Source organism: Cupriavidus sp. UYPR2.512 (assembly GCF_000379565.1).
Taxonomy (GTDB): domain Bacteria; phylum Pseudomonadota; class Gammaproteobacteria; order Burkholderiales; family Burkholderiaceae; genus Cupriavidus.
In genome coordinates this window covers 14,544-36,370 of record NZ_KB902887.1, presented here as the reverse complement: position 1 = coordinate 36,370, position 21,827 = coordinate 14,544, and the positions used below count along the sequence as shown (strand labels likewise).

Sequence of the window (21,827 nt, the reverse complement as noted above, 5' to 3'; positions counted from 1 at the left end):
GATACCAGACGCTATTCGAACACCCGGCCGCGCAGCGACTTGACCTGGCCGCGCTGGCTCTTGCTGTCCAGCCGGCGCCGGCGCGAGGCCAGGGTCGGCCGCGTGGGCCGGCGCACGCGCGGCGGCGTGGCCACGCTGCGCACCAGTTCGTGCAGCCGCCGCACCGCTTCGTCGCGGTTCTGGTCGAGGCTGCGGAACTGCTGCGCCTTGATCACCACCACGCCGTCGCGCGTGATGCGGTGGTCGTGCAGCGCCAGCAGGCGCTCCTTGTGGTCGGGCGCGAGCGAGGAGGCATGCACGTCATAGCGCAGGTGCACGGCATTTGACACCTTGTTGATGTTCTGGCCGCCCGCACCCTGCGCCCGGATCGCAGTGATCAGGTATTCGTGATGGGGGATGACTAGGTCGTCGGTCATGGCGGGATCATAGCAAGCGCCGGTGGCACTACCGCCACGCATAGCCGATGCCGACCCCGTAAGTGACCTGGTTGCGCGTGCCGCGCTGGGTCACGATGGGACTGTCGGCGGCATCGCTGGTCAGGCGCTGGCCGTACACCATTGCACCCCCATACCAGTGCTTGTCAAACTGGTAGATCAACGCCAGCCAGCCGGTGAACTGTTCCAGGCCCCCGCCCGGGTTATAGCCTGGCAGGCCGCTGGCCGCCGAATCCGACGGGGTGACGCCGAAATAGGTGCGGTTGAAACTGCCGCTGACCCAGGTCGCGCCCAGTCCGACTCCCGCATAGACCCGCGGGTGCAGCGGCACCCACAGCGAACCCGTTGCAGCGATATGCGTGCCGCCATAGACGATGCCGGCATTGGTCATCACGTTGACAGCCGCCGCGCAACCGCCAGGGGACGCGGCCCTGGTTCAGGTATTCATAGCCGATGAAGCCGCCAGCCTCGACCGTGGTGTCGATCTCGTGCATGCGCGAGACCACCGGATCGTCCAGGTTATTGCGGCCCAGGCGCAACCCGACTGCCGGTCCCCACTGGAAACCGGTAAGCCCGCCAAAGTTGAACTGCGCATAGGGACCGTACCATTCCAGCAGCCGGCCACCCGGCGTGACATAGCGCAGGCCCGGCACCACGCCGATCATGCGGTCCTTGCCGCCGGCAAACTCGGTGGTGGAGCCGATGCCAAGCCCGGCCATATTGGGAAGCGAACCCGGCAGGCTCAGCGGTGCGGCGGGTACAGCGGTTGCCGCGCCAGCGAGCGACAATGCCATGAGGTTTCCGGGAGCGCGCACACGGCCCGCCGCGTGAGATTGCGTGGATCGGGTGAATTTATCAGCACTGGAGCGCCTCCCGGCGAGGTGCGTGCTAAAAGTTTTCAGCTGGTGATTTAAGCCGCGCCCGCTGGGCTGACCGGCCTGACCAACTGCCGCGAGTTCGAGGCGCGCTTCGGCATCGAATACGAGCACTGCCTGCGCGACAAGACGCCGATGTCGATGCTGATGATCGATATCGACCGCTTCAAGCGCATCAACGACAACCGGGGCCACGCCAGCGGCGACCGCGTGCTGAGGAAGCTGGCCGACGTGGTGCGCGCGACCGTGCGCGCCATCGACAGTGGCGGCACGCGTGGGCCAGCGATGATCGCGTGTCGGAGCCCGCCGGCACGAACTGACAGCCGGTGCATGCACTTGCTTCAGGGCCAGCACAAGCACCATCGCACTACAAGTCGGGAAGAAATTTGGCGCGCCATGCAGGACGTGGCTGGGCACTGGGAGGAAATCGTGCTTTGGCCACCCCGCAAGGCGCGTTCATAGTGTGAGAAATGCCTTGGCCAAAAATGTGGCTAGAGACTCAGTTCGCTCACCTAGGCGCATGTATAAGGAATGATTACATATCATGCGCCTACAACGCAGATGCTATCGTTTGCTGAGTTGTAATCATGGATGCCTCGCGTCACTTTAGAAAAAACTCTTCGGTTCTATCAGCAAAGCCATCCGTGTAGGAGGCGGCCGCGAAGCTTGGGTGAGTTCCCCCCATCTGAAGGCTGCTCAGTTCGAAGACTGTCCAACGAGGGGCCGGTCCAATTGACGCCTGCTCAGCGTGATTGATTCCGTCCAGCACGAGCGTCACCCCAAGCGCCCTCCGGAGCCGGACTGTAACCGCTCAGATGCCCGGTCTTTCAATGGAATACGTTAGGCGCGGCCGGCTCCGAATCAGAGGCCAGTTCGACAGCAATGAATGATCATTGCGTACGAGCAGAAGCCAGCCCACGTGGTGGTGGTCGCCCGATGCCAAGGTCAACCCAAGTCGCAAAAAATCTTCGCTTCGCTCAGTAGTGTGTGCTCACTTTAAATCGTCTTTACCCCTCCGAAGTACCGCGGAAATTTACTTGCGCCCTTCAGGCCCCGTCATGCAACATACGAATCACATGTAAAGGACGGGAGGGTCGATTTTCTCCCCTTGGGTAAATTCATGACCGCCCCGAGAAGCGGCAGAGGCAAATAGGCGATGGGTTTCATCCAACCAATCAACCATCTGATCGATTACCACACGTACTGGACGCAGGACGAATATGGCAATCGAATCCTGAATCCGAACTTCACCCGCGAATGCGGTCAAATCTTGGACCTCAAGAAGGAGACCGAGAAGGGACACGCCAAGGCGGTGGTCGACTTCGCACAGCGATTGGAAGTGATGCTGAAGGCGCACAACATTCCGCCCCTCGACCTCCAGGTGCATATCGTTCTTGTACCCTCATCTTCGAGAGGACAATGGAGTCCAGGCTTGCTTAAGATCGGAGACTACCTTTGCCGGCGAAATAGGAACTTCGTTGACTCGATGACAACGCTTGAGCGCGTGCAGGCAATCCAGAAGCTAGCGAAGGGTGGCGCACGAAACATCGATGTGCATCGTCAGTCCATTGCAGTTCGGAATCAGGCCCGAATCGCGAAAAAGACCGTCTTGCTGCTTGATGATGTCGCCACGACCGGAAATTCCTTTAATGCGTGTAGCCAGCTCCTGGACACGAGCGGAACCGCCCTAGTGATGCCCCTTGCCATCGCTCGTACTGTATGAACAATAGCCACGCCCTCGCTTGTGCGTTCTCCCTCAGCCTGTTGCGGGCTGCGCGGCTCTCGACCTCAGTTACTTCGAAAGTGGTTTTGGAAATGCCGCTCGGAGAGCTGGAAAGCCCGAATGACTACATAGCATGGTACCGCTCTGCTTGGCCAAGCCTACCTCCCGTGTCTGAGGACGAGGTCCGTTCAGCATGGGCGGTCATATCGGAGACCGCGCTAAAAGACATACATCCGGTCTTCATCGGATCGGCCGAGTATCCTAGCTACCTTCGTTCCATAGACGAGCCTCCGCCGGTTCTCTACATCAAAGGCAATAGGAAGCTTCTGTCGAGCCCTCCCGGCGTGTCAGTCGTAGGAACACGAAAGGCGTCAAGCGCCGGCACAATTATTGCCAAGCGAATCGCGCGCTATTTTGCCGAAAAAAACTGGACTGTGGTGAGTGGCCTCGCGCTCGGCATAGACGCAGCGGCTCATGCCGGTGCACTGGCCGGAGACGGTCCGACGATTGCGGTCTTGGCGCATGGCCTTGAGCACGCCAGCCCAAAGGCAAACGCGAAACTGGGCGCAGAAATCCTTGAGAAAGGTGGGGCCTGGGCGTCTGAATATCCTGTTGGCGTCGCTGCCCGGCCCGAGCAATTCGTGCTCAGAAACCGCATTCAGATTGGGTTGTCTGCAGGTTCGGTCATCGTGGAGGGAGAGGAGCGAAGCGGAACGATGACCCAGGCCGAGTTCTGCCTAAAAAACCATCGGCAGCTTTTTGCAGTTCTGCCCGAGCGGGCAGATTCACTCGGACTGGTCTCAAAAGGCCCCCGGATCTTGATCAATAAACGGGGGGCGACACCGCTTCGCTCTAAAGAGGACTATGAGTCAGCTCTTAACACGCTTGAGGTGAAGCGGTCAGAAATCTACCCGCATCGCGAGTCATTTGGGGCTTCTCAGCCGATATCACGGTAACGAACGGCAAGCATGGGACAGTGCTATGGATACGGAGCAGTTCAAATATGTCGCGTCACGAACTCTGGAGATCATGGGCGGACGCGAGGCAGCAATCACATCGATGGAGGCCGAGTTCGAAGCAATGAAGAAGCGTTGGGATCAAGATACCGATACCATTGGTCGAATTCTGCGCGCGCATCTTCACGTCGAGCATTACCTAACTGAACACCTTCAGACGGCTAATCCCAATCTCGGAGAAATTGACAGTGCGCGGCTCAGCTTTGCACAAAAAGTGGAGCTACTGAAATCCGACGCGGGCACCATCGACATGATCGTGGGCGGAGTCCGACATTTGAACCGGATACGCAACCGCTTGGCCCATAACCTTTCCGCCGGAGTGACGGAAGACGACGCCGGTGTCTTTTTGTCTCAGGAGATCTTTGCCGCTATGAGACAGGCAAAGGTAAAGGACTCCAATATTCAACCAAGCACAAATCCCCTAGATGTACTCGAGGATTTTGCCGAGTTTGCGAGCGCGATGTTCCACAACGCCTCCACCCCGTACGGCAAGGCCTTTGATCAGGCCATGATCGAATGGCTTGAAAAGCACGGTGCGTAACGCCGCAGATTTAGCTTTGCACGGCAAACATCTGGCACTCAAGCGCTGCTAGACCCCATCGTATTGAGGCCGGACACCCTTGCTTTCACAGCGCTGCGATCACATTAACCTGCTTAGGCCAGCACTACACCTGCTACCACTCCCACCCCTAGATCCTGAGTTACCTCAAGAACTGCAATATCGGCACTGTGAAGTACTTTCTTTCCCATAGTTTTATCCTCCTTGACGCTCTGAGTCTGCGCCTGACGTGTAGCTAGTAAATGGTTTTTCAGCAAAGCAACCAACAACACAAGTAGGACTAAGGGCAGGATGAGCCAGTAGGGAATCGAACCCTGGATGCTGACCACTAGCCTAAGCAGGCTAACTGACAAAATTATCACAGAATAGATATCTTTCCACAAGATATTGGACCGCGGCGGCCCAGTGGTCGATTTCCCCCCTTACACCATTCCAGCTTCGGTGAAGCCGGGCGACGGCGGTGTTCTCGTGATTGGCAAGCTGTTTTCCGACAGCAGCATGACAACTCAGATCGGCACGGTCCAGATTTCCTTCAGCATCGCTGCCGATACGTCTGACAGCGTGCTCGCGACCTTTTCGGAAACCGATTTTGATAACAACAACGCTCAGACGGCTGAAGACGACCGTACGTTCGAAGTCGATTCAAAGGGAAAGCCGAAGCACGTCAAGGATAAGGTGAAGGGCAAGCAAAACGGTCATCAGGTAGACGTGGAGGAAGACGACGACTAGAGTCGTCCCGCCCCCTTCTTACCTCGCTCCGCAATGCAGGAGTCAAGTGAGAGAGCCCGAGAGGGGAAATCCCAGCCTGCGTCGCAGTTGCCTCTGTCATCTCGCCGCGGACAGTGATCATAGCCGCAACCATGTTGGCCGACGCCTGGACCTTGCTACGGCGGTTGTCGGGCCAGGAGCAGACGTCGGCCTTGCCGGTCCCAATGTCTGGTTCAGCCTGAGGAGCGCTCATCCGGCTGATCGCTTCATCAGAAAGCCAAGGCCCGAAGTACCCTTCCAAACAACACTAGGCGACACCCGCCAGTGGCTTCGCAACAGCCAAAACCCGCAGTCCAGAACCTATCGCGTGCGATGTTCCACTAATTCGTGCGAACGACGTCCTAATGCCTACCTGCCTGACGGAACAGCGTCACTTCCGGGAACTCGACTCGACCTGCAATAAAAGGTTGGAGATAGTGGCGTCTCCACAACCACAGGACTGAGATTATGCCTCGCAAGACCCTGCCGGCACCCTATCGCTCCATGATGACAGCCGCTGATGATCACTATCACGCGGTACGCTCCATCAACATCCACGGTGAAATCGCGCACGCGAATGCTGTGGCACAGGAGTTCCTGAAGTCTGGAGCAGCCACGACGCAAGCAGAGGCCGTTCGCATGGCCGCAGATGAAATTAGCCACACCCAGCGCCTCACGCGAGGCGAAATGGTCAACCGCGCGGCGCGAAAGACGCTCGACAAGCGAGCTCGTGCAGAAGTTACAGAACGCTCGAACACCTCACTGGCGGCGCTCAACCCCGCCTCGTCGTCGTAACCAACCTAACATCGTTCGCAGCGGGGCGCTGTAAAGCGCCCTGCTACACGAATTGAAGTGTATTTTTTTAAGCACAACTGGACCGCCAAAATGAAACTTCAGAACGTCGAACTGGACCGCGAGAGCGCCAAGAGTGTCAGGGCCAAGCTTGCGTCAATTCTGACTGCGACGGAAGAGGAGGTGTCGCAGGCAATCAAGGTGGACCCGACACAAGCGGCTGACATCGCGGACGCCATGGAAGCAGTAACGCTGCATGGGAGATCATCCAGAGAATGGCTCGGCCAAACCCTGGCGAGCCTGCCAGTCGAATGCTGGACTAAAGAAGGGGAATTGTTCGGGGTGACTCCTACCCGCTCCGCATCTCTGCGTCATCTCATCCTAGACCAGATGAAAGTGCCTGACTCTGAGAAGGTGTCTGCGGTTGAGAACCGTAAGCTATTGATCGATAGCCTCAGGAGCAAACTCCCCTCGGTACCGTCACGCTTCACCCCTATGTTCACGTGGAGTAACGGCCCGGCGAGCTATCCTGTCCTTGAGGATGTCGCGCTGACGCGCAGCATCGAGAAGGTGGAACAGGCCTTCTACTTGACGTACGGCATCGTTGAGCAAGAGGTGAGAAGTCACCTCGATCTGGACAACGCCTTGGCGGTCCCTACTCCAATCAATTTCATCCAGAGCATCGCGCAGGAGGCATCCCACCGCGTCTATGAAAAGCTTGAGAGCCTGGCGAATGGCCCGGATGAAGAAGTCCTCGAGGACAATCTGGTCGCTCGAGTGCTATGCAATTTGGCGGCCAATCGAGTCCTGCTGGAAAGCGCCCGCATCGGTGCCTTGGCCACCAAGGCAGCCGAAGTGAACGCCACGCTGATTGGTGCGTTGAACAAGATTGGCACGCTTGACATTCCGCAGTTTAACTCTGTTGAACAGATCGAGTATGCGCTGACACTGCTGTTCGGCGCCAACGGAGCGTTCGCAGGCATCGAGGGGATGTCGCGCCGCTTGTCGGGCACTGATCTCGAAGCGACTGTGCGAGCGGCTCATGTAATCCAAGACCAGTACCTGCATACTCGTGGAATCCCCTTCCGGCACGCACTCCCTGATGGCAAACTGACCCTGAACGATACGTTTCTGTTTGCGCTTGCGTTGGCAGGACTGTTCCAGACCAAGACTTACGTACCTAGCGAACTCCCGAATGAAGACAACTACGCCAGCTTCCCTGGTCGGGGAACGCCGGGGCGTTCAGGTTTTCTGAAGCCGCATGCTATGGAGTTGGTCAAGTCAATGTATGGACAGATGGCATTTTCCAATGAGGGGTGGGAGCTGCGAAGCGATCGCATCGGCGCCTATGCAAGAGCGATGGACGACAAGCGACGCCATCTTCAGATGCTTCTGTTCCGTGTGTTCAAGCGCTGGACAGCAGGGAAGCTATCCAACCTCCACTGCTCGCTGGAGAAGAACCCGAAAATTTGGGGCACTGATGACTGACAACTTCCTGGTTCAGACTTTTTCAGATCATGCTGCCCGTTAATCCGCTTCCGGCACCTTAAGACCACGGAGCGCTCAAGAAGTTTGCCGCCACTGCGAAATTTGGCCACGACATTCCAACCAACCATACCGAGTCGATGTCGGCTTTCACAATGCCAGTGCAGTCATTTTGCTACCGCTCTACCAATGACCCTTTCGGGTGGAAGACGACGTTGCTTTTTGACTAGCCAACGGTCGGAGACTGATGAATGAGTGCAGCATGACATAATAGATTCATAAGCCCAAACCTAACGAGGGATTGTCACATGAGCCTAGACTTTGGCAAACTGAACGCTGGTACCGGCGCCAAGCAGACCGATCCGCGCAAAATCTTTACCACGCTCAAGCGAGACGCCCGATTCAAGCGGCCGCTGGATGAGCAGGCGGACGTACTAGACGCTTGGTATGCGCGGCGGAAGGCCAAAGACCTGACGCTTAAGATGAATACCGGCGGCGGCAAGACCGTGGTGGGCCTGCTGTGCTTGCAGAGCGCGCTTAACGAAAACGTCAAGCCCGCCGTATATATCACGCCCGACAACTTCCTTGTCAATCAGGTACTACAGGAGGCGACGGCGCTCGGCATTTCCGCTACAGAAGACGAGAAGGACCCCGACTTCCTTGCAGGTCGAGCCATCCTTGTTGCCAACGTGTGGAAGCTCTTTAACGCACGATCGGTTTTCGGGGTCGGGCAGAAGAAAATCCCGATCGGCTGCGTTGTCGTCGACGACGCGCATGCATGCCTCGGCGTCGTTCACGACCAGTTCTCGATTAAGGCAGGCGCCGGCACGCCGGTGTACGACGGACTGCTCAAACTCTTTGAGAACGACCTGGAGCATCAGTCACCGACCGGTCTGCTCGACGTGAAGGCCCTGGACCCCAGCATCGTGATGGTGGTGTCCTACTGGGCTTGGCAGTCCCGTCAAAAGGAAGTCATCGCGCTGCTGCATGCCCAACGGGCTTCTGCGGAGCTGGAGTGGAGTTGGCCCTTGCTGAGCGATTGCATCCCGCTTTGCACCTGCCTGTTTGGCGGTGGCAAACTAGAAATCTCACCACATTTCGTCCCGATCGATCGCATTCCGTCCTTCGCCACTGCCCAGAGGCGGATTTACATGACGGCCACCTTGGCGGACGACACGATCCTTGTGAGCCACTTCGGGGCCGTGGCGGACGAGGTCGTCAAGCCGATCCGACCCAAAGGAGGCGGCGACATCGGAGACCGAATGATCCTTGCCCCGCAGGAGATCAATCCGGACTTCAAGATGGAGGAGATCCGCGAATTTGTGTCGGCGATCGCGGAGGACCTTAACGTCGTTGTCATCGTCCCCTCTAAAGAGCGCGCGAAATTCTGGAAGGACGTCGCGCATCAAACTCTCGACAAGGACAACATTCAAGCGGGTGTGCAGCGTCTCAAGGACGACATCCTAGGTTTGACCGTGCTGATCAACAAATACGACGGCATCGATCTGCCAGGAGAGGCCTGCGAGTTGCTCGTCATTGATGGCTTGCCGGAAGTATACGGACTCGGCGAGCGGCTCGAGATGTTGCTGCTGGACGGGACCAAACGCCAGCTTGTGCGCCAGGTCCAGAGAATCGAACAGGGAATGGGTCGTGGTGTGCGCTCCAGCGACGATCATTGTGTCGTACTGTTGCTTGGTGGCAGGCTGACGCAACGACTCCATCAACCAGAGGCCGAAGCGATGTTCTCTTCCGCCACTCGCGCTCAGATCGCCCTCGGCAAGAGTGTGGCGGAGCAGTTGCGTGGGCAATCGCTCAAGAAGCTCAAAGAGATCATGGACCTGTGCCTGGAACAGGACGACAACTGGGTGCAGGCTGGCCGTAATGCGGTTGTGAACGCGCCGCCCATCGAAGACGGGCACATTGACGCTAATCAGGTGCTGTTGCGGGAGGCCTTCGACGCGGCACGCGTGTCGCGACACGACATCGCCACGAACAAGGCTCAGGCAGCGGTGAACGCAACGAGCGAGCGCCAGGTTAAGGGCTACCTGAAACAGCAGTTAGCGGAGTACACGAACTTCACCGACCCTGCACAGGCGCAGGAACTGCAACTGGCTGCGGTGAGCGACAACCATCGGCTGCTTAAGCCATTGGCAGGAGCGACTTATCACCGTCTCAGCGCACCACCCAGCGGACAGGCGGCGGCGGCCGTCCAGTTCATGACGCGCTTTCTCGAAGGTAACGACCTCATCATCTGGGTCAACGCATTGCTGGAGGATCTGCAGTGGGGTGAAGAAGGGTCGAAGCGGTTTGAGGCTGCCATGAAGGAACTGGGATTGTTTCTCGGTTTCGGGTCCGAGAGGCCAGAAGACCAGGTGGGCCGAGGACCGGACAACCTTTGGGCCCTCGGCAACTCACGGTATTTCGTGATCGAGTGCAAAAGCGGAGCCGTACTGGCCGATCGCATCTCCAAGCATGATACGAACCAGTTGAACGGCTCCATTGTCTGGTTTGATCAAAAGTACGGCCACACCTGCACGAGGACGCCCATCTTGGTGCACCCCAAGACCGTCTTTGAACAGGCCGCATCGCCCCATCCCGAAATCCGAATCGTCAACGGACGGGGCCTCAACAGGATGCGCGATGCGATTCAGGCATATTCGGTCTCGTTGGCCAGCGATGGCGGGTACGCTGACGCGAAGGCAGTTCAGAAGCAACTGACGCATCACAAACTTTCCGCAGAGGAGATCGAGGCGTTGTGCACGGTGGCACAGGGCGCCAAGTGACGTACGGCACCTTGGCCCCTTGTTCGGCCCCGGGAAGCTGCGATGGTTTAAGGTCGCTTCGGAATGCGCTTCGGTGTATCGCGCCGGCGGGCTTACAAGCGCCGCCGCTTTACCTTTCGCATGCGCTCTGGCTCTCGGCAAATTCCGCTTTCGCTGCGGAGCGGCTACAGCGCAGCTACGCCCGAACGCCCGCAATGGGTCGGGTAGCGCCGACCGGCGCCCTTCCTCGGCCGCCTGAGGTCGGCCAAAAGCGGTCTGTCAGGAAGGTGCGCCGCTAAGCGGACACTGGTGCGCGCCATCAATGGTCGAGCCATCCGCAGATGGCCCTTTCGAGAGGTCTTGATGGCAGCCTGGGTGCCCAGCAAAAGAACTGTTTGAGGAAGTGTGCAAACGTGGATATTCGGCTCATTGAGAAGTCTGGTGTTCCTGCATCGGAAATTGAAGCCCATCAACGCATCCAGAAGGCATTTGACGCGTCGCCGTTGACCAAGAGTTGGCGTGGCTACGCTTCGTTCAAGCTGAGCCGTGCAGGCGCTGGAGCGGGAGATGACGACTACGACTTGGTGCTGGTGACGCACACCAATATTGTGGTTCTCGAGTTGAAGAACTGGCGCGGCAAGCGTCTTGAGTCACGGGGAGGAAACTGGTACGTCGACGGTCAGCCTCGTGGACGGTCGCCGGTGCCGCTGGTCAATCTCAAGGCCAAGAAACTGGGTAGCGCATTGCAGGCGCGTGTCGGCGCGGCAAAGACTCCGTTTGTCTATGCCTTCGTCGTATTGAGTGAACGCCTCGCTGAGATTGACCTGGAGGACGGTGAGGCCCGTTCGGTTCTTTACCTGGACGAATTGCTGGGCTGGGTATCCGAACCAAACTACCGCAAGGTAATCAGTCGTCCACCGCGTTTTGACCCGCTGGGATTCCTGTACAACTATGACCTGTTCTTCGAAGGTCAGAAGGGACGACCGGCCGGATACAACCTGCATGGCTTCCGTCCCGATAAGCAGCCGATGTGGGAGCATCCAACCAAGCTTTACGCTGAATTCAGGGCAAAGGAGTCGGCTGACCCGGACAAGCTGGCGCTGCTTCGGCAGTGGGACTTTTCGGCGCTGGGGACAGAACTCATCGGCGAGGGCGAGCGTGGCTTCATCGGCTTGCGGGAACAGCGAGTCTACGAGTACGTCGAACCGCGCAACGAGGAGCTCTCGCGTAGCTTGCTGCGCCCTGTCGCGCGCATGTCGGAAGCGAATGTCACGCGGGATTTTGCGGAACTCTATGTGCTGCCGCCCAAGGTCACGCGCCTGAGCGAATTCACCAACGCGGGCCTGCCGAAGCTGAATGGAGCGGAGCGCGTTGTCCTGGTGAAGGCGATGCTACAGCGCTTTGCGGACCTCCATGACCTCAACGTTGCACATCGGGATGTCGGCGCGCATTGCTTGTGGATTGAGCGCCCCGCGAAAGTGGTCGTCTCCGGATTTCCAGCAGCTTATTATCCGGTCATGGAGACGGTGGGAGAGTTCCGGGACCGGGTGAAGGTGGAGCGGGCTAACTTGCCCGAAGACACGGGTTTCGCCCAGGAGTCAACGCCCTATCACCGTGACGTCTACATGCTCGGTGTCTTGGCGCACCTGATGCTTCATGGTGAGCGTCCGCCCAGCGTGGAAGGCGCTTACCGGTGGGAGCCGCGAGCGAACGATGCCTTTGATGGCGCGTTCGACGCCGTGCTCGCAAAGGCGCTGAGCCTCGAACCGACGGCGCGGTTTGAGAACGCTCGGGAAATGCTCGAGGCCGTGAACACGGCGTCGACCAACGAGCGCGAACAGTTGATTGACCTCTCCGTCTTTGAGGCCCACCGTGCCAGGACCCGGGCTCGGGACTATCTGGAGGACGGGGCGCCGCTGACGGACGATGATGACCTGCTTGCCTACCGCAGCAGTGTCGATGGACAGCCGGTCCTGGTCAAGGAATGGCACGGGGTTGAACCGGACCTCAGGCGTCCCGATGTTGCGATACGGCTGCTGTCTTTCCTAGAAAGGGCGCGCAATCTCCGTGCCGCGTCGCTTGCCGGTCTGGCCGGGATTCGCGACTACGGGCTCAGCCGGCGGAGCCTGCTTCTGGTCCAGGACTGGATTGAGGGCGAAACGCTCGCCGAGTGGATGAGGCGACCGCAGGAGCGCGAGGTCAAGGTGGCGGTGGCCCGGGCGCTCACGCGCACACTCTCGCGTCTGCATGATTTCGAGTGGCCGCACGGCGACATCAAGCCCGGCAACATCATTGTTCGGGCGGATGGTAGCCCGGTATTCATCGACCTGCTCGACTACCGCCGGGGCGGCATCGAAGCCTATAGCACCGCCTATCTCCCCGCCGATTACAAGACCATGTCGCCGATGGCGCGTGACCGCTATGCGCTGGCAGCGGTGCTCAAGGAACTGCTTGAGGAAAGCAGCACCGAGGCCGAGCTATTGGGCCTGGAAAAGGTGCGGGAAGAGATTCAAAGGTTGCTGACGGAACGCAGCGTCTCCGCCTTGGAGCCATTGCAGAGTGCGCTGGACGGCAAGGGGAAGTCTACCAACGCCCCGGACACGGAGCCCTTTCACATCACGGTACAGAACCTAGCCGCAAAAAGGGTGGGGGCGGGTGAGCTGGTGTCCGACAACGGCCTCTTTCATCTCTCCATGGAGAACGCACGTCAGACTCCAGGAACAAAGCTTGTCCACCTGACGGGGGCCGGTGCACGATTGACGTTCGGGTGGCTGACCCAGGAACGCCGGGTGTCGTGGATCACTGTGAAGCCAATTGACCTGTCGCAGTTGATGCGGGCCCAGGAGAAGGGCATCGGCGGCGTACGGGCGCGCCTGATGTTGGCTGACGGTGCCCGCAATGAAGCGTCGGAGCTGGCGCCGTCGATTGCGCTATGGGTGGACGAATTCGGCAGCGATGCGGCGAGCGTACCTGACGAGACGAGTCCGGATTCGGCCCCCGCGGCGTCGGACGATGTTTTAGGCCAGACCGCGGGCTCGATGCCGCCGAAGGCAACCCGGCAGCAAGCCATTGATGTCGAGCGGTTGTGGCGAGGACTGCTCGATGCCGAGCAGGACGGCCTGCCAATTGCGACCGTGACGGCAGAGGTGCGGCGCAATCCCCAACGTGAGCATCAATTGCTCATCCCCTGTGTACTGGAAGGAGCCGGCTTTGACCCGGACGCTGACGACAGGACATGGGTTGAACGCAGGACCGCAGAGGGCGTCTGGCGGCGTTGCGGCGACCTCGAGCTTCGAGACACCTCGCTGGGTACGAACGCGGAGCTGGCCGTTGAACGGTGGAGTGGCAAGCCGCCGAAGCCCGGGGACAAGCTGCGTCTGCGCAGCAATATGGAGAGCGCTTCGCTGAACCGCCGGGCCGCCGCCGTTGACCGAATTCTTGAGGGCCGCTCAGTCATCCCGGACTTGGTGGACTACTTCCAGGCCGATGGCGTGCAGCCTGCGCCGATGGAGTTCAAGCTGCCCGCCGATGAGGCGCTGGACGCGTACTCGCAAGGCACCAAGCAGTTAAACGACAGCCAACGCGAAGCGTTCCGTCGCGCCTTGCAGTTTGGTCCGGTCAGCCTGCTTCAAGGCCCGCCGGGCACCGGCAAGACCTGGTTCATCGCATCGTTGTTGCACTATCTGGTAACCAAGGAAAGCGCACGTCGCATCCTGGTGGTGAGCCAGGCGCACGAGGCAGTGAACAATGCAATGGAAAAGGCGCTGGAGCTCTTTGAGTCAAAAGGCATCGTGTTCGATGCCGTACGCCTCGGCCATGAATCGGTAGTCTCGGAGCCGATTCGACATCTTCACTCTTCCTCAATTGAGCAGGTGTACCGGGAGCGCTTCAAGTCCGAGTACAAGGAGCGGGTCGTGCGGTTGGCCACTGAGATGGGCTTGCCGGCCGAATTCGCCGCCAGTGCGGTGCGCCTGCATGTCAGCGTCGGTCGCCTCGTCGAGCAGATTGGCATGCTCGAACTGGATGCCGCCAAGGAGCCACCGCGTGACTCGCGCAATGAGGCCGGGTCTGGGGAGGGGGATGAAACCGCTCACCATGTGCGACAGTTGACCGAGACGGTGCGCGATATCTGCAGACGCGACTATGGCTTTGACGTGGGCGATGTCCCGTTGGGCGCGGTGGTCGACCACCTTTTCGATGACCTTGCCGCGACCTTCGAGATTCAGTCGCCACAAGCGCTGGATAGGCTGCGCCGGCTACTGAAGCTGTCCGATGACTGGCTCAAGGCGCTGGGCGAACCGGCTGCCAATTTTGTCGAGTTTCTGGCCAAGTCAAGGACAGTCGTGGCCGGCACGCTGGTGGGCATTGGGCGCCGCGCTGCGGGTGTCATCCAGAACATGTACGACTGGGTCATCATTGACGAGGCTGGACGCGCCGCGCCGAGCGAACTGGCCGTCGCCCTGCAAATCGGGCGGCGCATCCTCCTGGTGGGGGACCACAAGCAACTACCGCCGACATTCCCGCAGGAGGTTCGCGATGCCGTCACCCGCAAGCTTGGCTACGCCGATGACTCCCGGGCCTTCGCCAGCGATTTCGAACGGGTTTTTGATTCGCCGTACGGAAGAACCACTGGCACGTCCCTACGGGAGCAATACCGCATGGCACCAACCATCGGCGAGCTCGTGTCCGAGGTGTTTTATGGGGGGGCGCTTGCGACGGGGCGGGCCGCCTCGTGGCTCGATACGAGCCTGCTGCCGCCGCAGTTCAAGCACGAGATCACCTGGGTGGATACGGGTACGCTGGGCAAGGTGGCCCAGGAAGATGTGTCTTCGGATGGCGTCGATTGCTGGAACGAGACCGAGGCGAATGTCGTGATGGGCGTGCTGAAAGCGTTGCTGCATAACCAGGCTCTTGTCAGGGCGCTGCAGGAGGGGCTGCAGCCCGGTGACCCTATTGTGGGGGTCATCTGCATGTACGCCAGGCAGCGAGAGTTGCTGAATCGCCTCAAGAACGAGGCCCGCTGGCTGCCGGCCGAACTGCGGCGGCTCATCAAGGTCGACACGGTGGACAGCTACCAGGGCAAAGAGAACCGAATTGTTATTCTGTCGACCGTTCGCCACAACCCGCATATGAATCCTGGCTTCCTCCGGAGTCCAAACCGCATCAACGTGGCGCTCTCGCGTGCCATGGAGCGGCTGATTGTGGTCGGCGCGACGCCGATGTGGCGCGGGAAGAATGAGAGCTTGCCGCTGGGGCGGGTGCTGAAGAAGGTGGATGGCTTAACCATTGCGGGCCGCGCCGCCGTCATTCGCGCGCAGGAGTTCCGAGCATGAGCGGCGAACGCTTTGAGTTCAACAAGGTGACGTTCGCGTTGCCGATTCAGGCATTCAAGGTCGGTGCCTTCATTTCAACTGAAGAAAGGTTGCCGGTTGTGACCGAGTTCGTGCTGCGGCTGCTGCACACCTGCGGTCGCGTGTCACTGTCCGGCTTTCAGGGCTACTTCGGATTCTCGGAGGCCGAGGCGTTGTCTGTCATCGAGTCGCTGGACCGGCAAGGCTACGTGAAGCTGGTGGATGACGCGCTCAGCCTTAGTGAGGAAATCATCGCCAGGTTCGATGCCTCGCCCGACGACTGCCCATGGGTCACCAAGCTCAAGAAGCGCACGGATACCGTCCCGTTCGACCTGCTGGCCTTCACCTCGCTGCGGCGCGCGGAGTTCGCGTTTGCGAGCGATAACTGGGTGAAGCTCAATCCGTCTGCCGATATCGTCGGGAACAGCGTCGAGCGGGCCCGTCGGGCCTACCGCGAGAACTTTGCGCAGATAGAGCGCGAATTTGCCCGTGCGCGCGGGGAAGAGCGCGAACGGTCCTACGGTGTGCATTCGATTGAGAGCGTCGAGGCCAAAAAAGCCGGTTTCATTCCGGTGACGGTCAGTCTGGGGCTTGGTGTTGGAAACAAGTTGTCAAGTCAATTCCCGGAGGAATTCGACGCGGGCGTGAGTCCCGAACTTCTGGCGCAGTTTCGTGAGCGGGTCGCGAACGAGTTTGAGCGCGAACCTGCAGCGCGTGCCAGCGGCGTCGACGAGTTCATCGACCTGTTTCATCTCGATTTCCTGCGCAAGTACGCCGAGGGGGACCGTTTCGACGCCAGTCGCTTTGCCGCGGACGTCGTCAGCGGCATGGTTGCCCCGCCGGGGCTGCAGCCCCTGTTCGGAAGTCTGTGCCTGAAGGGCAATCGGGAGGCGGTTTCCGGCCTCATCTACGACGCACGCCAAGGCCATAAAGGCGCGCCCAAGCACCTGAGCTCGGTGGCATGGCTTGCGCCGGACTACCCATTCTGGGGGCGCGGCGAAGACTTCAAGGCAACGGTGGAGATGTGGGGCAAGGCCCTGAAGGCCGGGGGAAGCGGGGACGACTTGTTTGTCATTGACTATGCGCAAGAACGGCAGGAACCGGGCGTGCGCGCAAAGTTCTCCAACACTGGCTTGACCGAATTGCACCTCGTACGCCCCGAGGGGATTTCTGCTTCCCCCTGGCTGGGCGCGCTTGAGTTGATGCTGTATCCCGGGCAGTTCGCGGTCGCGCTGCTGCATACCGAGCTGGAAGGCTATCCCGGCGTCCGGGTCGCCTTCGGTGTGCTCTCGACCCTCACCAAGCATATTCATCTTATTCATCGCCTACTCGAGAATGTCGGTAGCGGCGCCCGATATGCCGGCCGTTGGTCGCCGAAAAAGCAGACGGTGTCCGCGAAGCAGCGCCGCAATCTCCACGAAGGCTGCCCCGTTCTTGCCTACTCAGACTACAGCCCGGAGCGTCTGAAATGATGAGCCGCACCTCCCACATGCCAGGTGCGCCGCGCCCGCTGACCAGCTCTCAACGGACGCCCATGCGCTGCACGCTGGCGGCCCGGTCCGGCCAGGTGCAGTCACTGGCGAATGGTAGGTTCTGGGCATGTCGACCTCCGCGGCGGACACGGTTACGAGGCAGGCGGGCGCCGCAAAGCCTTGATCAAGCTAATAGCTGACTTGTATAGCGCGCCCGATCTACGAGCGATTTTCGTTCGATGACTGCGGCTGAAGTCTCGGCTTCCTCGACCACGCGAGTCGCTCGGCCGCCAGCCGCCTTCATACCCAGTTGAAGGCACCTAAGCACGTCGGTTCGGACGGAGCGCCTTGTCAGCAGGGTTTCCGGAGTCGCAGCAACAGTTCTCCTTGACCATTGACCTTTCCTGAGTTAGCCGCTCAAATTCAGCACAAAACAAAACGGAAGGATTGGACATGAGTTCCATGGGAGAGCCGCAATGGACGCGGCGTGAAGAGCGACGAGGCTTGGACCCATTGGGTATGCAGAGCACGAGCGTTTCCCAGTACCAGCGACTGGTGCCGGGCATCAGCAACGTGACCTTGCGTATGCGCTACTACGGTCTGTACGCTTGGCTAACAGACTACTACGCCAAGCACAGCGGTGACCCTTCCGTTGCGGGTTGGCAAAAGTTCCTCCGAAGGTCAGAAGCGCTTTATGCGCTTTTGACGCAGGCGAAGACGCAGGACACGGGCGTCGCTGGGAGCCGCTGGGCAAGGCGCAAGCTGGCCGCCACGTCAGGCGCCTGGATTTCGTTTTCCATACATGCTGACAACGACCCGTCGGAACCGCAGTATCTGAAACAGGCGTTCGGTGCCTATGGGGCGGCATACGGGACGCAGCTCTTTGCGACGGGCATCTTGTGTTCGGTTGAACACCACGACGTGCCCGTGCCGACTCCAGAGATCGGGGACGGCCTGGCGGCGGCGTTCGCCGCAGCAATAGGCGGCGCTGGCGAGTGCTTCCTGAAAGCCGTAGAGCGCGGTTCGGTATCGAGGAGTGAGCTGGAGGAGCTCGCCGTCATGGTGCCCAGCGCTATCGAGCCCGAAAGTCTCGAACGGAACATGTACGAGGCAATACTGTTCGCACGTGCTCCTGATAGCTCGCCAAGTGACCTGGCCCGAAGCATGAGTCTGAGGCTCGTGCTGCGCGCGACCGATTGGCTGGGCTATATGCCTGCGGCCAGTGATATCCGATGGGCGCTCTACGCGCTGCGAGATAGCGATGGAGTCGAGGTTGAATCGCTGAGCGACGAGGAGATGGCCCAGCGCTTCACGTGGTTGGCCTATCACGTCAATGACTTATGCCATGCCTGCTATGAAGCCCTCTTGAAGTACATTCTTGACGTACTGGAGGGCTTCCCGGGGGGCGTGGCTTTGGACAAGCTCCTACAGGTTGTTGTTGCACGCATTGTCAAGGCGCTTGGCGCCGAAATGCAGACATTTGCGCACCTGTGCGACGACATCACTCTGCCGGAGAATCCGTGGACCGAGGAGAAGGACGACAGCGAGTTCAACTTGATCAACGAGGTTCTTCAAGGCGCCAATTTGTCCTCGGCGACCAATGCCGAAGTCGCAGTCGCTGCACTGCGGCTCTTGGCGGTTCTCTTCAAACGCTTCACGCCAGAGTTGCCTGCACTGGACGCGGAGCTAAAACTGGTCGGAGACAGCCCCTTCGTGCAATCTATTTGCACCGAACTCCGGTTTCTGCAGGCTCATCGCGATGCGCCGCTGCCTCAACTGCTTCATTCATTGCTCAAGGTTCGCGTGATCGATCGCCATCTTTGGGTTGCTATCCAGAAGCTACGACACCAAGGCGATTACACCTTTCTCCTGGAGACCGACAATGGGCGTGTCCGACTCAGAAGCAAGGACGGCCCGGTCTTGACGAACCCGCGTTTGGCGTCGTCCATCAGGTTCCTTGACGACATCCACCTCCTTGGCCCTGACGGTTTGACCGACTTGGGGCGACGTGCCCTGGAGGGCGTATGAAGCTATTCGAGTGCTTCAGCGCCACAGGCTTTCATACCTGCATAGCCACAACGTTCGATTTGGACTTCGTGGCGTTTGAGTCGATGGCGTTGACCCGTCTGCGGGAAGCGCGGTCCAACAACATCGTCGTCATCGCTGACGCCCGCATGGTGGCGTTGAGCCTCGAGAATGGCACTGGTCGACCGAAGTACGCCGGAAGACGCTATTCGGTGGTCGACGGGAAAATCGCGAACGGCGGCGTCTATCACTCGAAACTCATCTTGCAACTCGGCCGCAAGTCGGGGCGTCTCATCATCGGTTCCGCAAACCTCACCGCCCCGGGCCTTGCCGGTAATTTGGAGATGGTCGGGGAGGTGAGCGTCGACGAAGACAACCTGACTGGTGTTCCGTTGCTGCGAGCGGCGATGTCTTACATGGCCAGGACTATTGAACCGTCAGCAGCGACGGCGCGACGGCAGATTGAATGGGCGGTCGCGCGCACGCCATGGCTGCGAGATGGCGTGGATTCGTCTGAGCCCATCAGTGACGACGCTGGCGGCCTCCTGGCGCTTCTGCCGCGTGAGAATGCTGGAGTGGGAATCGCTGAGAGGTTTCGCCAGCTTATCGGCGAAGAGCGGGTGAAGCGCCTGGTCGTTATGAGCCCTTACTGGGACGATGACTTGGCAGCGCTGAAGTGGCTGAAGGAAGCGCTGCGTCCAACGAGGCTCCAGGTGGTCTTGCAGCCCGCCACGCAATTGTTTCCGGTCCATGCGGTTGGCAAGCGTGACCAAATTGAGATTGGCGATATCGGTGCGCTGAAAAGGGGCCCGTCTCGGTTTGCCCACGCCAAGCTGCTGGTTGCCCAAACCGCCCGAGCCGACCACGTGCTCTACGGGAGCGCGAACTGTACGACCGCTGCACTCGGCAACGAGCTGTTCGGGGGAAGAAACGAGGAGGTTAGCCTCTACCGGCGCCTCAAACAGGGGAGCGCTGTGCAACTGCTTGAGCTAGAGCCAGCACTGAGTGAGGATGCTGCCATCGCACTCTCGGATCTGCCGCCGCAGACCGACTATGAGGAGATTGCGCTCGACCAGATTCAGCCACGCATGCCCGGGCGCTTCGAGGTTCGCTCGGCAAGCCTGCTCTGGTGGCCGAGACCTGCTTTCGACGTCGACGAGTCGCGTGTAGAGCTCTTTGATGCCAACATGCTGTCACTGGGCGAGGCCGCATTCTCGGTACGGCTCGAGGACTGTCGCTGCATGGTTCTTGATGGAGACGAGCTGCCAGGGTTCGCGCGGGTGCGACTTCACGAGCAAGAATCCAGTCTGGCAGTGGTGACCGTTGATGCCGCAATTCACGAGAGCCAGCGCAGGCCGAAGTCCTCGAAGATTCGCAACGCCCTCGAGCACTTCGATGATGAGGATGCCACGGAGGGACTGTGGCTGCTGGAGGTGATTGATGAGATCCACCGTGCTGAAGCCGAGGAGACACAAGAGGTAGTCGCGCCGAGTGGTACCAAAAAGCGAGACCCCCAAGAAGCGGATCCGTCGACGTCGCTCTCCTACGAGGAATTCATCAAAGGCCGGCGCAAGACCTCCGGCACCCTAGGGAACAGCACCACGGCAACCAGCTACATGGACGCTGTGCGCAGCGCCCTGAACTACTTCCTCGGACGTGGGAAGAAGGCGTCCGAGGCGGATGATGAGGAGGCTTCGGACGTTGGAAAATTGCTGGACATGGGCGACGAGACGGCCGACGGTGAGGGTGACGTCGAGTTAGGACACCAGACAAAGCCGCTTTCGGACGGCGAGGTCCGTGCGCAGGAGGCCGCGCGGAGGCGTGCCCGCGAGCGTCAGCACAAGTACTATCGAGACACTGCCGACAAGATCGTCGAAGCTGTCACTTCGTTTTCAGCAATATCGCGGTCGAAGGCGGAGAGCTCGGGCCTGGCCGGCATCGACTTACTTCGACTGCGAGCGCTGCTGATGGTCGTCTTGACGGCGGGAACGCGCCGCACGCACCTAGTTGGCGCAGCGCCGGAGCAGCGAATGTCGCGTGTTCAGGTTCTGCCCATCGAGGGCGATACAGGTTGGCCTCGCTTGGCTACGCGACTGCTTTACGAATTCTTTCGGCGCAGCCCGGTGCTGGCCTATCTGGTTCGGCTTCCTGAGGACCCGACCGCCGCTTTGCCCGTCGACGTCGTCGAGTGCTGGGCGACGTGCGCTTGGGCGGCATGTGCCGTGCAGTCGGTGACTGACGAGCGAGGAAAACCTATAGCGGTGTACAGGGCGGGTGAGCTGGCGCAACATGTTTATCGCACGTTCGGACTGACCGGAGATGATTTGACTTCCGATGCGTTCGTCTCAGTCATGGAGGCGCTCAGCGACCGCCTTGCGTCACGACTTGGTGTCAACGCAGATTCGGTGCGAGATACTCATCTGCGTCTGGTTGGAGGCTAGCCGCGGCGACAAGCCACCCCAAGTTCGGCGCCGGAGTGTATGTTGAACCCGACCCCTCGGTTCAGTGCATATGCCAACACAGACCCTAGCGTTGACATCGTCATGGCCTGTGTTGGTGACCTGCGGACTCCCGCGCCGGCTAGCC

At 59.8% G+C, this 21,827-nt stretch carries 14 protein-coding genes and 1 pseudogene; 12 read left to right on the top strand and 3 right to left on the bottom strand.

The genetic code is table 11. The annotated features are described in order from the left end of the window. Positions 1 to 11: 11 nt before the first annotated feature. The 3 genes and pseudogenes from arfB to A3A5_RS45595 form a co-directional block, all read right to left on the bottom strand. Positions 12 to 416, bottom strand: a complete 405-nt coding sequence (gene arfB, locus A3A5_RS0108230; RefSeq protein WP_018310122.1) for an alternative ribosome rescue aminoacyl-tRNA hydrolase ArfB — start codon at positions 414 to 416, stop codon at positions 12 to 14. Positions 417 to 444: 28 nt separating this feature from the next. Further along, on the bottom strand, positions 445 to 825 hold the full coding sequence (locus A3A5_RS44530) for a MipA/OmpV family protein (RefSeq protein ID WP_018310121.1): 381 nt from the start codon (positions 823 to 825) through the stop codon (positions 445 to 447). Positions 826 to 925: 100 nt separating this feature from the next. After that, a pseudogene (locus A3A5_RS45595) lies at positions 926 to 1,099 on the bottom strand (MipA/OmpV family protein); the annotation flags it as partial. A gap of 264 nt (positions 1,100 to 1,363) precedes the next feature. Here A3A5_RS45595 and A3A5_RS0108220 point away from each other — a divergent pair. From A3A5_RS0108220 to A3A5_RS0108165, 12 genes are all read left to right on the top strand, one after another. Next, on the top strand, positions 1,364 to 1,771 hold the full coding sequence (locus A3A5_RS0108220) for a diguanylate cyclase (protein ID WP_081623833.1): 408 nt from the start codon (positions 1,364 to 1,366) through the stop codon (positions 1,769 to 1,771). A 694-nt stretch (positions 1,772 to 2,465) separates the two neighbouring features. Then, positions 2,466 to 3,032: a ComF family protein gene (locus A3A5_RS0108215; RefSeq protein WP_018310120.1), complete on the top strand. Its 567-nt coding sequence runs from the start codon at positions 2,466 to 2,468 to the stop codon at positions 3,030 to 3,032. Between the two features lie 167 nt (positions 3,033 to 3,199). Beyond that, positions 3,200 to 3,988 (top strand): DNA-processing protein DprA, encoded by a 789-nt coding sequence (locus A3A5_RS40985; protein WP_157637159.1) that lies wholly within the window; start codon positions 3,200 to 3,202, stop codon positions 3,986 to 3,988. Between the two features lie 25 nt (positions 3,989 to 4,013). After that, positions 4,014 to 4,589, top strand: coding sequence for a hypothetical protein (locus A3A5_RS0108210; protein ID WP_018310119.1), 576 nt, complete (start codon positions 4,014 to 4,016; stop codon positions 4,587 to 4,589). Positions 4,590 to 5,012: 423 nt separating this feature from the next. After that, positions 5,013 to 5,336, top strand: coding sequence for a hypothetical protein (locus A3A5_RS0108200; protein ID WP_018310117.1), 324 nt, complete (start codon positions 5,013 to 5,015; stop codon positions 5,334 to 5,336). A gap of 486 nt (positions 5,337 to 5,822) precedes the next feature. Further along, a complete protein-coding gene (locus tag A3A5_RS0108195) occupies positions 5,823 to 6,149 on the top strand; it encodes a hypothetical protein (protein WP_018310116.1) in 327 nt (108 codons plus the stop codon). A 90-nt stretch (positions 6,150 to 6,239) separates the two neighbouring features. Then, positions 6,240 to 7,634 carry a hypothetical protein gene (locus tag A3A5_RS0108190; protein ID WP_018310115.1) on the top strand — a complete coding sequence of 465 codons (1,395 nt, stop codon included), beginning with the start codon at positions 6,240 to 6,242 and terminating at the stop codon, positions 7,632 to 7,634. A 305-nt stretch (positions 7,635 to 7,939) separates the two neighbouring features. Then, complete coding sequence (locus A3A5_RS0108185; protein WP_018310114.1) at positions 7,940 to 10,414, top strand: DEAD/DEAH box helicase; 2,475 nt, start codon at positions 7,940 to 7,942, stop codon at positions 10,412 to 10,414. 392 nt (positions 10,415 to 10,806) lie between these two features. Then, positions 10,807 to 15,726, top strand: coding sequence for an AAA domain-containing protein (locus A3A5_RS0108180; protein WP_198293114.1), 4,920 nt, complete (start codon positions 10,807 to 10,809; stop codon positions 15,724 to 15,726). Beyond that, positions 15,723 to 17,216 carry a hypothetical protein gene (locus A3A5_RS0108175; protein WP_018310112.1) on the top strand — a complete coding sequence of 498 codons (1,494 nt, stop codon included), beginning with the start codon at positions 15,723 to 15,725 and terminating at the stop codon, positions 17,214 to 17,216. The genes A3A5_RS0108180 and A3A5_RS0108175 overlap by 4 nt, the downstream gene beginning before the upstream one ends. A gap of 453 nt (positions 17,217 to 17,669) precedes the next feature. After that, positions 17,670 to 19,244 carry a hypothetical protein gene (locus A3A5_RS40205; protein WP_026200573.1) on the top strand — a complete coding sequence of 525 codons (1,575 nt, stop codon included), beginning with the start codon at positions 17,670 to 17,672 and terminating at the stop codon, positions 19,242 to 19,244. Next, on the top strand, positions 19,241 to 21,682 hold the full coding sequence (locus A3A5_RS0108165; RefSeq protein ID WP_018310110.1) for a hypothetical protein: 2,442 nt from the start codon (positions 19,241 to 19,243) through the stop codon (positions 21,680 to 21,682). Before A3A5_RS40205 ends, A3A5_RS0108165 begins: the two co-directional genes overlap by 4 nt. Positions 21,683 to 21,827: the final 145 nt, after the last annotated feature.